The sequence below is a fragment of the Faecalibacterium prausnitzii genome (genome assembly GCF_003287495.1).
Taxonomy (GTDB): domain Bacteria; phylum Bacillota; class Clostridia; order Oscillospirales; family Ruminococcaceae; genus Faecalibacterium; species Faecalibacterium prausnitzii_I.
The window spans coordinates 173,372-187,923 of sequence record NZ_PRLE01000005.1 but is presented as its reverse complement, the minus strand read 5'-3'; the positions used below and the strand labels follow the sequence as shown (position 1 = coordinate 187,923).

The window sequence follows — 14,552 nt, the reverse complement described above, 5'->3', positions numbered from 1 at the left end:
AGCCAGATCCCCCAGATAACAATCCCCCCGGCGGGGCGGGAATGCCTCACCGGGGGGTGGAAGTTTCTGGTTTCAGGGGGCTCAGACCTGCTTGGCCGAGGGCTTGCTCAGATCGAGGCTGCGGACGATCTTGCGGACGGGCAGGATGCTCTTGGCGTTCATCGAAAGCTCATCCACGCCCATGCGGAGGAATGTTTCGGTCAGGGCGGTGTCCGCGCCCAGCTCGCCGCAGATGCCCACCCAGATATTGTGGCGGTGACCGGCGTCAATGGTCATCTTGATGGCCTTGAGCACGGCGGGGTGATGCGGGTCAAAGAACGGCTCCAGCTTTGCGTTCTGGCGGTCCAGCGCGCAGGTGTACTGGGTGAGGTCGTTGGTGCCGATGGAGAAGAAATCGCACTCCTCGGCCAGATCGTCCGCAATGAGGACGGCGGCGGGGGTCTCGATCATGGTACCCACTTCGAGGTTCTGGTCAAACTTGACGCCCTCGGCGGTGAGCTCCGCGCGGCACTCGTTCAGCACGGCCTTGGCGTCCTGCAGCTCCCGCAGGCTGGTGATCATGGGGAACATGATGCTCATGTTGCCGTAAGCGGAAGCCCGCAGCAAGGCCCGCAGCTGGGTCTTGAAGAAGTCTTTCCGGGTCAGGCAGATGCGGATGGCGCGGTAGCCCAGAGCGGGGTTGTCCTCGTGGTCCAGCTGCATATAGTCCACGGTCTTGTCCGCGCCGATGTCACAGGTGCGGACGACTACTTTCTTGGGGGCCAGGCTCTCCACCACCTGCTTGTACGCCTCAAACTGGTAATCCTCGGTGGGATAGTCCTTGCAGTTGAGGTAGACGAATTCTGTCCGGAACAGGCCGACGCCGCCGGCGTCGTTCTGCTGCACGGCACCCACATCGCCCATGCCGCCGATGTTTGCATACACGTTGATGGTCTTGCCGTCCAGCGTAGTGTTGGGCTTGCCCTTGAGCTCCTGCAGCAGGACCTGCTTTTTCTGATCCTCTTTCTGGCGGGCGCGGAGGCTCTGGAGCAGGTCGGGGGTGGGGTCCACATACACGCAGGCGTTGTAGCCGTCCACCACGGCCATCTTGCCGTCCCAGTCGTCCTGGATATCCTTGCACTGGATCAGGGCGGGGATGTTCATGCTGCGGGCCAGGATGGCCGTGTGGCTGTTGGAGCTGCCCTCCCGGGTGATAAAGCCCAGCAGCAGGCTCTTGTCCATCCGGACCGTCTCCGAGGGGGCCAGGTCGTCCGCCACAAGGATACTGGGCTCGGTGCCCTGCAGGCTGGCGTTGTCCACCCCCTGCAAAATGTCCAGCATGGCCTGCGCAATGTCGATGACATCGGCGCTGCGGGCCTGCAGATAGGGGTCGTCCATGGCGGCAAACACGGCGGCCTGGTTGTCGCCTGCCGTCTTGACGGCATACTCGGCGCAGCGGCGCTGGCCGTTGATGATCTCCTTGATGGCGTCCACGAAGTCGTCATCATCCAGCATCATGGCGTGGATGTTGAACACTTCGGCGATGTCCTCGCCTGCCTCGGCAAGGGCTTTCTCGTACAGGGCGGTCTGCTGGTCGATGGCCTTGGCCCGGGCGTCCTCAAAACGCTCGATCTCCGCGGCGGCGTCGGCCACTTCGGCCGCCGAGATGGCCGTGTTCTTTTTCTTGTAGAGTTTCAGCTTGCCAATGGCAATGCCGTTCAGAATGCTTTTACCGGTACCCACCTGCATCGTTCATTTCTCCTTATCACTCAAATCTCTTGCGCCTGGGAACGAAAAAGCCCCCGCAGTCTCCCGCGAGGGCTTCTCATCACGACATTACACGCGATCAGACGTTCTCGCTCAGGAACTTCTGGATCGCCTCTGCGGCAGCGGCCTCATCGTCGCCCTCCACCTTGACGGTAACGGTATCGCCCTGCTTGACGCCCATGCCCATCAGAGCCATCAGCTTGCGCAGGTCGCAGGTCTTGCCGCCCTTTTCAAGGGTAGCGGTGCTTGCGTAGCCCTTGACCAGCTTCACGAGCAGGCCGGCGGGGCGTGCGTGGATGCCGCATGCATCCTTAACGGTATACTGGAATTCTTTCATAATCATTTTCTCCTTACTTATCCATCCACGGAACGGGCCAGCCGCGCGGCCCCGTCTGCAATAAAAGCCCTGGTTTATTGCGGGATGTTACTACTCTTATTATAAACCTTAGTCGTTCTTTTTGCACCCTTTCATATTGCCGATTTTTCCGCGAAAATTTTGGTATAATTGAACATAATCTTTTATCAAAAGTACCATCATTGCACAATTTTCTGCTTTTGGGAAAGACTTTTGTTCACTTTCCCACTCACTCGACAGGGTACCCCTCGGCGTCCAGCGGGAGGTCCGTATAGCGGGCCGCTTCCGGCAGAGGCGTCTCGGGTTCGCCGGAGGTCTGCTGGCTCTGGCCGGAGGCGTTCAGCTCCTCGTCATGGCGCTCGCCCCAGTCCCCGCTGAAATCCTCGCCCGAGGTCTCCATGGCCTGCCCGGAGGCGCCGAGCTCCTCGTCATGGCGCTCGCCCCAATCGCCGCTGAAATCTTCCCCCGAGACTTCCGTGGCCTCCTGCATGGCCATAGCGGTCTGGGCGTCTTTCAGGCCGGTGACGACGCCGGAGGGCTTTTCCAGCAGGTAGGCCCCGATGGCCTTTTTCTTGTACACCAGCAGCACGCCATAGCTCATGGTGTCGCCCTTGCTCACGGCGGGCAGCAGGGCCGTCCATTTTTCCACGGTCTTGCCCTTGTAGCGGGTCAGGTCCATGCCGCTCTGCTGCACCACCCCGTTGAAGGCCGAAAAGCTGTCGTCCCACCTGCGGGGGATCTTGACCTTATCGGCGGCGATGGTGGCCGCGTCCACGTCCAGCCCATAGCCGGTGAACCAGGTCTGGATGTCCTGGGCGCTCTCGATCTTGTTGCCGCTGGCCGCGGCGGCCGCCATGACGCTCCGCCCGCTGATGTACCGCCCCAGCACCGCGCTGAACACCACCAACGCACAGCATATCACGCCGACGCCCACCTTTTTGAGCCCGGCCTTTTTCAGCGTTACCACAAACATATACCGTTCCCTCCCACCCATTTGGTTGTGTCCGTATAGTATATGCCTGTGTGAATTGGGGATATGCACAAAGCCTCTTCGCCAGAGGCTCCCCCTTTGGGGGAGCTGGCGCGCAGCGCCTGAGAGGGCAAGCCCGGTGAAATTACTCCAGCGGCGTTGCGATACGATGGCTCTGACAAACAGGGTGCGTATCGCTGTGTGTCTGGCTCTTTGGCAGCATCCTTGCCCTCTCCGTCTGCTTCGCAGACACCTCTCCCAAAGGGAGAGGCTTTGGCAGTCCGTGAGGTTTTCCAGTAAACACAAATCAGTTTCATCGAAAACGAAACCTCTTCGCCAGAGGCTCCCCTGCCAGGGGAGCTGTCGAGCGCAGCGAGACTGAGAGGTTGGACAAAGGACGCCTTTTGATTGAGCGGAATAACGCAGGTGCTGCTCTGTACAACCTCTCCGTCACGGCTTCGCCGTGCCACCTCCCCTGGTAGGGGAGGCCTTGGCAGTCCGTGACGTTTTCCAGCAAATACAATAAAGTTTCATCGGGAACGTCACCTCTTTGCCAAGAGATCCCCCAAAGGGGAACCTCTGGCAAAGAGGTAAGGTTTTTTTCCCCCCCCACAAAAACAAATCCCCCACACCGGGCGTCTCCGGTGCGGGGGTGCGGGAATGGAATCCGAGAATGTCTTCAATTGCTTCTGTCACAGAAGACGACGATGCGGGTCTTGCCACCGTAGGTGCAGGTGTACAGCACCAGATCGTGGCCGCTGTGCTCCACGGCCTCCACATCGGTGGGGTCGTGGACTTCAATGGCAGAAACCGTGTAGTGGTTCTCGATGCCGTCCATGTCGGTGAAACGGACCTCATCGCCCAGGGCGAGGGTGCCGATCTTGCCGAAATGCGACTCGTAGTTGTGCGCCGCGATGACGAGATCATCGGTGCGGGAGGAGCCGAACTGGCGGCAGGGGGAAATTTTGAGTTTGGGGTAGCTCCACTCGCTCATCACCGGCAGGTCGATGCCAATGGCGGGGATGGAGACAGTGCCCACATATTCGTAGCCGTCCAGCTCCACCACGGGCAGCTCCGGGTCAAGGGAGCTGGTGTCGATGGCGGGAGCCGAGGCCGCGCTCTGTGTTTGTTCAACGACTTTTTCCTGTAGATCCTGTACGACGGTCTGGGCTTCCGCGCCAGCCTGAGCGTCCTCCCAGCGGTTGTAGCCGTAGAGTCCCAGCGCCGCCAGCAGCAGGACGACTCCCAGCAGGACACAGATGACGCCCGGGGATGCTTTACGCATTGTCATCCTCTTTCTTCTTGGTGAGGAGGATCACGCCAGCCGCCAGGAACAGGGTGCCCAGCCCTGCCAGCACCGGCACGGGCCAGTTGAGCTGTCCGGTCTGGATCAGCTTGGGGGCACGCGCGTCAGCCACCGGAGGATTGACGGGCGTTTCCGCGGCGGGCACCGTGGGCGCCGTGGACACCGTGGGGGCGGTATCCGGCCGCGCGTCTAGGACCGGCGGGTTCACCGGGGTCTCCGGGGTAGGCACCACAGGCGTGGGCTTCGGGTCCGGGGTGTAGGGGTCACCCGGGATATACGGCGGATCGTACGGGTCGTCCGGGGCGGAGTTGTTGAACGTGTTGTGGAACAGGATGCTGTCTTCCTTGTCATTGGAGGACTGGTCGGCCTCATAGACCTTGGCCACGGTCACCAGCGTGTCGCCGCTCCAGCTCACGGTGACACGGAGCACCATGGTGCGGGTGTCGTAAGTGCCGTTGAGGGAGCTGCCTTTCCGCTGGGCCACCTCGTACTCATAGGTACCGGGGGCCGTGAAGACGAATGTCTCCGGGAATGTGGCGGTGGTCATATAACCGTTGGAACGGGTGCAGTCCGCCGTGTTGACGAACGCTTCCAGTGCGGCGGCATCGCCGGGCATGGGGGCTTTTTTGCGGGGGGTCAGGCGGATGGTGAGCTGCTCGTCGGGGATGGCATTGCCCGTGCACTTGACGTTGACCGTCAGGTTTTTCAGCTCCACACGCTGCTGCGCTTCCGCAAAGGCCGCGGGCAGGCTCAGGCTCAGGCAAAGCACCAGTGCCAGCAGCGTCGCCGCGAATTTTCGGATCTTCATTTCATCCCCTCCTTTACTGCTCCGGCGTTGTCATCCACGCCAGAAGAATGGTTCTTGCATCGGTAAACTCCGTGGAACAGGTGGACATGGCCAGCACCTGTGCCCCCTCCCGCGCCCGGACGGTGTCCAGCGTGTCAGAGTGCAGGTGCAGCGCGTTCTCCTGTGCGAAATCGAGCAGACCGTTCAGGTTTGCGTCCCACTGGTTCACGTCGAAGATGGCATCCTCGGACGCGGGCACCAGCAGACAGGCGAAAATTTGTAAGTGGTAGGTGCGGTCGGGCAGGACCAGCGTGCCGGTGGTGTTCTCGTTGAAGAACGCCTCGTCCTTGTACAGGTCAAGATCTCCAAACATCTTGCTGTTTTCCATGTGGTGGCCGTACAGCAGCGAATACGGATCGTGGAAGCTGCCATCACAATCGGAATCCAGGAAGATGCTGCCGGCCAGTGCAAAGTCGCCGTAGACATCGGTGTTGATGTAGCTGAAATTGTTCTCGCCCTGCACCACAGGGTAATCAATAGCGGTGTTGTCCAGGGTGAGCCAGGCTTTCACGTCCGAGTTGATGGCCAGCAGTTCCTCAAAGGAGGCGCCGTTCTCGCCATCGGCGGCAGGCTTGAACTGCAGCAGCTCGTCCTGCACGTTATCCACGGCGGCATAGACCTGGTTGTTATCCCACAGCGCGTAAGCGGAGTAAGCGCCCGCCGTGAGGAGGAACAGCACCACCACCGCGCTGATCAGGAAGTCGGCTGTCCGCAGCGCTACACGTTGCCAAGTGATACAGCCCACCTCCAGTCAGCTTGCGATGTTGGTTATTGTTAAGAGAATTGCGAGTCAGGTTAAAGTGTTTGCGGAGGACGTCACCTCTTTGCCAAGGGCTCCCACTTTGGGGGAGCTGGCGCGTCAGCGCCTGAGAGGGCAAGCCCGGTGAAATTACTCCAGCGGCGTTGCGATACGATGGCTCTGACAAGCAGGGTGCGTATCGCTGTGTGTCTGGCTCTTTGGCAGCATCCTTGCCCTCTCCGTCTGCTCCGCAGACACCTTGCCCCCTTCTGGCACTTTCGTGCCACCTCCCCCGGCCGGGGGAGTCTTTCAAAGTGAGAGGCTTTGGCATTCCGCAAGGTCTGCTGTTATCGCCAGAGGCTCTTAAAAGTGTTTGCGGAGAGAGTGTTCCATTACTCTTCCTCGCGGCGCTTCTTGATGACCAGAGTCATAGCAGCACCAGCCACAACGGCCAGCATCAGGATGTAAGGAGCATTGTCGAGGATGACGCCGGTGTCAATCTCAGCACCGCAGTTGTTTTCAACAGTAGCCGCAATTTTATGGCCCTCAGTTTCTTCGTTCAGAGAACCACTCTGAGAGGTATAGGTAACCTTATAAGTCTTAGAGTCCGCACCGTCTTCAGCAACAACCAAAGTACCCTGATCCTCAACAGCGGTAGTGCCACTCATTTCATAGACAGTATAGGTAACACCAAAAGGCAGATTCGTAATGGTCCAAGTCTCGCCGTCAGCCAGCTCATAAGTCTGCTCTGCGGTATACTTTCCATTAACATTAGGCGTTGTTGCAAACTCAAAAGTCTTGTTACCTGCAACCACACTATTCACAGGTTTAGTAGATTCCAGAACAACCTTAAAGCTAAACTTCGTGCTCTTGTCACCCATGTTACCAGTAACATGCTTCGTAACAGTCACCGTACCAGCCTGATAGGTGTTCTCAACACTGGAAAGCTTACCTTTTCCAGTAACCTCAACATATCCGCCATCAACCAGCTGAACCTGAGACAGCTTCACACCGCATTCCTTAATGTGGTTGCCGCCAGTAGTGTTTGCTTCATCCTGAAGTGCCCATACAGTCACCTGATAAAGGTTGTCGTTTGCCACAACACCTGCGACATTGGGATCATTCTCTTTCAGGATGTAAGTATACTTACCCGGAACAGAGTAGTTAGGAAGATCAACAGTAAAGCTCGCCGTTTTGCCAGCCGTGTCATTAGAATTCACTTTTAATTCCAGGCTAGCAGGAGTCGCACCCTGCGGATAGGTCACAGGCTGTCCGTTATTTTGAACCGTCATCGTAAGGGCAGCGCCCGGAGCGACGATCGACGAATCCCTTTCGTCATTCGTGACCCAAACCTTATCAAATTCAAAGGACTTGTTATTTTCGACTGTGAAGCCCTTGCTGCCTAAACCCTCGGTAGCAGCAAATGCAGGGAAAGCCATGGTGGCGATCATCGCCGCAGCTACGACACCAGCAAACAGTTTCTTGAGTTTCATGTGGATTCCTCCTAAATATTATATCAATGTTTTCAAGAACTTACAAGCTCCGCCGCCGCAGCAGGGTGATCACCTTTGCTTTGACGTCGGTGAGGGCCACCGGGCCAAAATCCCGGCTGTCCTCGGATTGCGTGCGGTAGTCTCCCAAGATGAAGACGCTGTCCGCGGGGACGGTGTAGGGGTACTCGAGGGTGTCTTTCGCGTAGGTGGGGTAAAGGATCTCGCCGCTCTGGGCCGAGCCGTTGACGATCAGCGTTCCCGAATCGTCCAGCGCGATGAGGTCGTTCTCGCGGCCCAGGACACGGCCCACCCGGAGCTTGCCGTCCTGCTCATAGAGCACCACGTCGTTCTTGGCGTAAGTGCCCTGTAGCCGGTAGCCGATGAGCAGGTCGCCGTCCTTGACGGCGGGGAACATGCTGTTGCCGGAGGCCTGTGTCAGCAGGAACACCTGCGTGAACAGCACCCACGCGGCTGCCGCCAGCACCACCACCCGGCCCAGTAAACCAAGCGCGTCCCGGCGGTCCTGCGCGGCGTTGCGCCGCTTGTGCAGGGCTCTGCGCCCTGCCGTGAGCGGGTCTTGCGGAGGGAGTGTTTTTGCGGCTTTCGCCATCAACATCCCTCCTCATGGTTCTCTCCGGGAGGGGTATGGGCTTCCAGCAGGGCGTTATACCTTGCTCTCTCGGCCCGGATGGCGTTTTCGTACAGGCCGTAGAGCTCCTCCAGCTTCTTCCACATCTGCACTTCATCCACGCCGCCGAGCAGGTTCTTGCGGAACTTCACCTTGCGGTACCATTCCACGATCTCCAGCTGCTCCTGGCTGATGCAGGCATCCTCCGCGCCGGGCAGGCGCTGTGCGGGCTGCGGGCCTCCTTTGGCTTTTTCTTTTGCCATCCATCCACCTCCTTTCGTGATTTTATTTGGCTTGGAAGTTGGCTTATTCATCGTCGTCGTTCTTCCGTTTCCGGAGGAAGAGCAGCACGCCGCCGCCCGCGACGACCACGAGGATCAGGATGTAGGGGAGAGTGTCGAGGAGGACACCGTTGTCAACCGGAGCGTCCTTTTCGTTGGTGACAGTGATATTGATCTCGTCCAGATCGATCATATCATCTGTGATGGTAATCGTAGTAGTTTTTTCGTTTTCGCCTGTGAACTCCTGTCCATTGGCTCCAAGCAATCCGTTAGAACTGTTTGAGTAATAGATCTGAGCCGTGGTATCATAATCGCTTGCATCATATTCCGTAATGGTAATGACGTCTCCGACCTGAACCATCAAATTATTCAGCGTTCCAGTCTCCCCATGCGCCAGAGTAAATTCCTGAGAGAAGCCATTCGGGCCTGTTACTACGATTCTGAACTGCTTACTACGGTCACCAAACAGACCTTCCACCTTTTTCGTGATCGTCCGAATCGGTTTCTGTGTCTCAGGCTCCCATACGGCGTAGAAATAAACTGTACCATCTTCGCGAACCGCATCCGTGCTCGTTGTCAGATATCCATAATCGTTTGTTCCCCGCTTCCGCCATTCATTGTCTTCAATCAATGGACCGTGAACATTGATATCTCCCAGCGGGTCTTCCGTATACCAGCCTTTCAGCTCATACCTCACGCCCTCAACAGTTTTTGTTGTTCCAATCGTTACAGCCGTGGTCTTGATAACAGCTTCGCCCTCTTTGTAGTTCTTGGAATCGACCTGCGACCACTTTTCTTCTCCTTTCGTCGGGTCTTTTACCATGAACTTCGCTGTAAAGACTTTCTTGGTAACAACGCTGATCGCGCAATCGATATGATAGTTCTGACTTCCACCGTTATTACGAGAAATCTTTCGGGGCGTCAGGATAATTTCAGTAATGTCATCTACTGTCAGGTCATTGATACCCGTTTCATTTTGTATGGATGCAATGTAATTTTCGCTTATCTCATTCCAGATCGATGTAAAGTAACTTCCTGTAGTCGGATCATCCTTTTTCACCGTCCAGGTCGTTCCTGTGCTTCCATCTGGCCACGAAGTGATATAGTCTGTCAGGATCTGGCCGTTTCCTGTTACAATGTTCTTGTTCGGAATTGCACTGTTATCATTAGTGTAGCCATTCGTCCAAGTAGCACCTGCCGTACTGATTTTTGCTTCCAACTTACTTTTATCGGCTTTCGGTGCCCACTCGCCTGTGTCATTGTTCATCGGGTCGCCAGTAGGCAATTTCAAGAAGTAGATATAAGCACTGCCACTGTACGTATCTTCAAACTTAGTTACATTGATGGTAAACTCCTCATCATAAGAGTACTTTTGATTGTAGTAATAAATATAGTAAGTGTGTTTGAGTTTTGCCGTACCTACAGACTTACCTTTAATTGTCGGATTCTGAATATTTTTCTCTGAGGTGAAAGATACCACATCATCGCCCGACTCTATCGACCAACTATGGTAATTGGTATACCAGTATGGTTTATAGGCGTTTCCGCTTAACGTATAAGTTCCATTCAACGGCATTTCAATGTTACTGCCATCACTATAGACCGTATATGCTTTATCTTCATTTGCCAATTCTGCCATCCGGTCATCTGCATCGCTGCTATCACTGTCATTTGCTTTGGACAGGTCTGCAACCAGAATTGCAAACGGAGAGAAGCCGTTGGTCGTGAAAGTCAAGTCACCATCGCTGGTAACATTCACTTTCAGCTCTTCCAGATCAGCACCCTGATGGAAGACTTTTACGTCTGCCGCCGAGGTGAGGTCCAGACCGGAAATGGTAACTTTGCTGGTCTGCTCAAGCTCAAGGCCGCCCTCATCTTTGGGGCTGATATTGAATGTATAAAGGGCATTATACTCTTTCGGGTCAATTTTCTGGATAAGCTCGTCTTCCAGATTCTTCTGAGTATCTGTATCCAGCGCCTCAACATTCAGCGTTGTTGCACCCTCTACTTTGAAGCTGATGGTCTGGCCGTCAAGCGTAACGCTCTTGGTAGCTTCCGGCTTCTTCCACTTCGCGTAGACTTCCACGGTCGTGCCCTCGGAAACGTACAGGCACTCGTCAAACACGAACTTCTGCTCGTCGCCCAGATCGTCGGTGTAGTACCAACCTGCAAAGGTGCGGCTGTTGCCCTCGGGGTCATCGTTGGAGGTGGGGTTTGCGAACTGATAGTCTTTCAGGTTCGCGCCGTCGGCGGCGGTCATGATGTGGTAGCAGCCTTTCTCGGTGCCGTACATGGCCAGATACTGCTCCACGGTCATTTCAGCGGTCTCGGCGTCGCGGGCGATATCCTCGAGGTCGTAGCTGCTCATCTTCTTGAGCCAGAAGTGGTAGATGTTGGTGGGGATGGAGAACGCCGCGTCCATCTGATCCAGCACCTGGTCGCCATCGGGGAGCGCGGCCGCGTCGTCATCGGGGAACGTCGTGCCGCTGGTGTCGTACTCATAGACGATGTTGCCGCTTGCGTCGGTGGTGGTCTTCGTCGCGCCCTCTTCGGCAGGGGTGTCATCGGCCACGGGGGGCTCGCCGCCCTCGACGGGTTTTTCCACCTCATTGTCCATGGCTGCGGGCTCGTCATCCACGACGGGTTTTTCCACCTGATCGTCCATGGCTGCGGGCTCGTCATCCACGACGGGTTTTTCCACCTGATCGTCCATGGCTGCGGGCTCGTCATCCACAACGGGTTTTTCCACTTCATTGTCCATGGCTGCGGGCTCGTCCGCCACGCCGAAGTTATCGTCCAGCGCCTCGGGCTCGTCCGCCACGGCCGCGGGCTCGTCGTAGAGATCCATGGGTTCCGGCTCCGCGCCGGGGGCGGCGGCCTCCACTACTTCGGTGCCCGGCGTCTCAAGCTCCGCGCCCGTGCCGTTTGCAAAGGCGGGCAGCAGACAGCTGCACACGAAAATCAGCGCGAAGCACAACGCAAGCACCCGTTTGGCCAGCGGAAGCCTTTTCGCCGTGTGTTTTGCAAGATTTTTACGCATTTTTCATGCCCTCCTTTGGTGTAGAGTCCGGGGTCGTGTCCATTCCCGATGCCTCGCAACAAAAAAAGCCGCATCCGCACCCCGCCTGTCACAGCGGTGTTGAATGCAGCCGAACTATCTTCTGGTTTTCTGGCGTTTCCCTCCGGGGAATGCCAGCACAAAAGACTCCAAGCTTTGCGTCCCCGGCTCACGCCAGGTTTGCCAAAGTTTTCAGTTTTGCGGGATGTTCCCGGCTGCTGGTACTATCCTACACAGTCCGGGATGCAAAAGGTGTCATTCGGTGGCGGGGCGCTGATTTTTCCGCCTGGCCACCCGGCCCTTGCACTGGCATTATTTTACCAAATTTGGCCTTGTCCATGCAAGTGTCCAAATGGACACAAAAACGGAATTTGCGTCTGTTTCTATCCAAAATCAGCCATTTCTTGTAGAGATTGCCCAATGTATTTCCCCAAAGTTTGTGCACTCCACCAGCAAAAAGTTACAAATTTGTGTCTGCTAACCCGTGCGAAACAGACGCGGGTCGGATAAATAAGTATTACTATTCCGGTTGCGTTGGCGGGAGTTTCTGGAATTTTATCCGTTTCCGGGATTTCCCGGAAGCGTTGCGGGATGCCAAAGCCTCTCACTTTGGGAGAGGTGGCATTGCGAAGCAATGACGGAGAGGGCAAGGATGTTGACAAAAAGCAAAAAACACAGCGATACGCACCCTGCTTGTCAGAGCCATCGTATCGCAACGCCGCTGGAGTAATTTCACCGGGCTTGCCCTCTCAGGCGCTGGCGCGCCAGCTCTCCCAAAGTGGGAGCCCTTGGCAAAGAGGTCTCGTTTTCGATGAAACTGATTTGCGTTTGCTGAAAAACGTCACGGAATGCCAAAGCCTCTCACTTTGAAAGACTCCCCCGGCCGGGGGAGGTGGCACGAAAGTGCCAGAAAGGGACAAGGTGGCACGGCGAAGCCGTGACGGAGAGGGCAAGGGTGCTGCCAAAGAACCAGACACACAGCGATACAAGCCCTGTTTGTCAGAGACATCGTATCGCTGTGCTTTCGTGTTTTATTTTGCCGGGCTTGCCCTCTCAGGCGCTGGCGCGCCAGCTCTCCCAAAGGGAGAGCCCTTGGCAAAAAGGTTTCGTTTTCGATGAAACCGATTTGCGTTTGCTGGAAAACGTCACGGAATGCCAAAGCCTCCCCTACTAGGAAAGACTCCCCCGGCCGGGGGAGGTGGCACGCAAGTGCCGAAAGGGGGCAAGGTGGCACGGCGAAGCCGTGACGGAGAGGGCAAGGATGCTGCCAAAGAGCCAGACACACAGCGATACGCACCCTGCTTGTCAGAGCCATCGTATCGCTGTGCTTTCGTGTTTTATTTTGTCGGGCTTGCCCTCTCAGGCGCTGGCGCGCCAGCTCTCCCAAAGGGAGAGCCCTTGGCAAAGAAGTCAAGCTCTCGTGTACGCCTCCATGCCGTGGTCAGCAGGCGGATAGTACTCCATCAGGCTGATGTAGTCCTCGCAGTGGTGGCAGAACGCCGCCCGCACCACCACATCGGCGGAGTCGGGCTTCATGGACATGAACATAAAGATGTACCGGGCCATGGCGGCCACCGTGCCGCTGTCGATGCCGTAGTACAGGCCCACGGCCAGCACCGGGATAACGGCCTGCTTCACCCGCTGGGGCACTTCCACATGGTAGGTCTTGCCCCGCAGGGTGAGGTTGCCGTCGTTCTGCTCCAGCTTTTCCAGCAGGGGGCGGCTCAGGGCGGAGGCGTTGTGGACGCTCTTTTCCAGCTTGGCCTCGTCCACGTTCCGCATGTTGCCCAGGCCCCGCAGGCGGGCCTCCACTTCCTCGTCGGTCAGGAGATAGCCCTCGGTGCACTCGGCCTCGTTGCGGAGGAAAGCGCACTGGATCATGTCCATCAGCACGGCCTCGTACTTATCGTGGAACTGCTGCTTGCTGCCAAAGAACGTTTCCAGCCGCTCCATGACGCCGTCGGTGTCCTCCTTGGTGGCCAGCCCGCTGATGGTCAGGGGCACCTCGCTGAAGCTGGCACCCCGGACATCAAGGTCGGCCAGCTCTTTCTCGTTTTGGGTGGAGGGCAGGAAGCGGTCATTGCCGTTCCGGTGGTAGCCCCACTCGGCGGGCAGCACCCGGGGGACGAGGTCGCCGCTGGAAAGGATATTATAGATGTTGCTGGCGGCCCAGGTGGTTTTCAGGGTACCGTCGGCGTTGTGGTTGTTGTCGTAGTCCAGCTGATAGTCCGGGTAGCTGGCGGCGGTCAGGGCCATCGGCGTGGCAAACGTGTAGACGAAGACGTTTTTGCGGTCGATCTCGGGCAGGTCTTTGTTGATCCGCCCCGCCAGCAGGTTAGCGACGGCCGCGCCCCGGCTGTAGCCGCCCACCCAGAGCTTGACGGTGCCCGTCCCGCCCGGCTGGGCGGCCGCCCTGGCCAGATAATTCCGGAGGGCGGTCAGCACCTCGTTCACCGGGATGACAAAGCCCGCGTGGCCCGCCCCCACACCGGTGTGCAGGTTGCTGACCCACTCGCCGCCGTAGCCGCCGCCCCGCAGGATGACGGCCACAATGGTGGCGCGCTGGCCGTTCAGGGGGATGGTCTTCCGGGCCAGGCTGTGGCCCACAAAGTCCCCGGCCTGCCCCACGTCGATGTCGTAGTGGTAGAACTCGGGGTCGGCAAAGCCCAGCGTCGCAAAGGCGTCGGCAAGGTTGGCCTCCCGGCCCACCTCCCCGTTGGCCCAATACCGGGCGTCGCTGGCTGCCGTGTTGAAGGCGGCCCCCACCAGCCCCAGGCTGGCCAGCGCCAGGCTGTGGTCGTACTCCAACGCGGAGTGGGCAAAAAAGCTGTCACTATAATAGTAGTCATGGGGCACGTCGGTCAGGCTCAGCTCACTGCGGAACCGCATGGAATAGCGGCCATCCGCCACCGCCCGGCCCACCGCGCCCTGCGTGTTTTCCGCCGCCGCCCTGGGCACTGCCAGCGCCGCCGCCGAAAGGGCCAGCGCTTTACAAAAATCACGTCGTTTCATGGGGTCTGTTTTCCCTCCTGACGGATCCAACTCTGTGGAATATTTTGTTTTCTGGCGATAGTATACCGTATTTTATCACAAGACACAATGGATAATTTGCAAAAAAACGGCCTGCAC

Annotated in this window: 11 protein-coding genes and 1 riboswitch; all 11 genes read right to left on the bottom strand. The window is 57.5% G+C overall.

What is annotated here, in order from left to right; translation table 11 throughout:
- Positions 1-81 precede the first annotated feature (81 nt).
- The 11 genes from ptsP to C4N22_RS10125 all read right to left on the bottom strand — a co-directional run bounded on the left by ptsP (position 82) and on the right by C4N22_RS10125 (position 14,435).
- Positions 82-1,728, bottom strand: a complete 1,647-nt coding sequence (gene ptsP, locus C4N22_RS10175) for a phosphoenolpyruvate--protein phosphotransferase (RefSeq protein ID WP_112148892.1) — start codon at positions 1,726-1,728, stop codon at positions 82-84.
- Positions 1,729-1,825: 97 nt separating this feature from the next.
- Entirely contained in the window at positions 1,826-2,089 is a 264-nt protein-coding gene (locus C4N22_RS10170; RefSeq protein WP_112115724.1) for an HPr family phosphocarrier protein, read from the bottom strand.
- A 241-nt stretch (positions 2,090-2,330) separates the two neighbouring features.
- Positions 2,331-3,074, bottom strand: coding sequence for a DUF4830 domain-containing protein (locus C4N22_RS10165; protein WP_022257813.1), 744 nt, complete (start codon positions 3,072-3,074; stop codon positions 2,331-2,333).
- Between the two features lie 676 nt (positions 3,075-3,750).
- Positions 3,751-4,356 (bottom strand): sortase, encoded by a 606-nt coding sequence (locus C4N22_RS10160; protein WP_181567206.1) that lies wholly within the window; start codon positions 4,354-4,356, stop codon positions 3,751-3,753.
- A complete protein-coding gene (locus tag C4N22_RS10155) occupies positions 4,349-5,185 on the bottom strand; it encodes a Spy0128 family protein (RefSeq protein WP_112148890.1) in 837 nt (278 codons plus the stop codon). The genes C4N22_RS10160 and C4N22_RS10155 overlap by 8 nt, the downstream gene beginning before the upstream one ends.
- 13 nt (positions 5,186-5,198) lie before the next feature.
- Positions 5,199-5,969: a class B sortase gene (gene srtB / locus C4N22_RS10150; protein ID WP_112115720.1), complete on the bottom strand. Its 771-nt coding sequence runs from the start codon at positions 5,967-5,969 to the stop codon at positions 5,199-5,201.
- A 386-nt stretch (positions 5,970-6,355) separates the two neighbouring features.
- Entirely contained in the window at positions 6,356-7,456 is a 1,101-nt protein-coding gene (locus C4N22_RS10145) for a DUF7601 domain-containing protein (RefSeq protein WP_112148889.1), read from the bottom strand.
- A gap of 40 nt (positions 7,457-7,496) precedes the next feature.
- Positions 7,497-8,066: a signal peptidase I gene (gene lepB, locus C4N22_RS10140; RefSeq protein ID WP_112115718.1), complete on the bottom strand. Its 570-nt coding sequence runs from the start codon at positions 8,064-8,066 to the stop codon at positions 7,497-7,499.
- Positions 8,066-8,347 (bottom strand): hypothetical protein, encoded by a 282-nt coding sequence (locus C4N22_RS10135; protein ID WP_112115717.1) that lies wholly within the window; start codon positions 8,345-8,347, stop codon positions 8,066-8,068. The genes lepB and C4N22_RS10135 overlap by 1 nt, the downstream gene beginning before the upstream one ends.
- A 43-nt stretch (positions 8,348-8,390) precedes the next feature.
- Positions 8,391-11,405: a hypothetical protein gene (locus C4N22_RS10130; RefSeq protein ID WP_112148888.1), complete on the bottom strand. Its 3,015-nt coding sequence runs from the start codon at positions 11,403-11,405 to the stop codon at positions 8,391-8,393.
- A 101-nt stretch (positions 11,406-11,506) separates the two neighbouring features.
- Positions 11,507-11,618: riboswitch (cyclic di-GMP riboswitch) on the bottom strand.
- 1,215 nt (positions 11,619-12,833) lie between these two features.
- Positions 12,834-14,435: a lipase family protein gene (locus tag C4N22_RS10125; RefSeq protein WP_112148887.1), complete on the bottom strand. Its 1,602-nt coding sequence runs from the start codon at positions 14,433-14,435 to the stop codon at positions 12,834-12,836.
- Between the last annotated feature and the right edge of the window lie 117 nt (positions 14,436-14,552).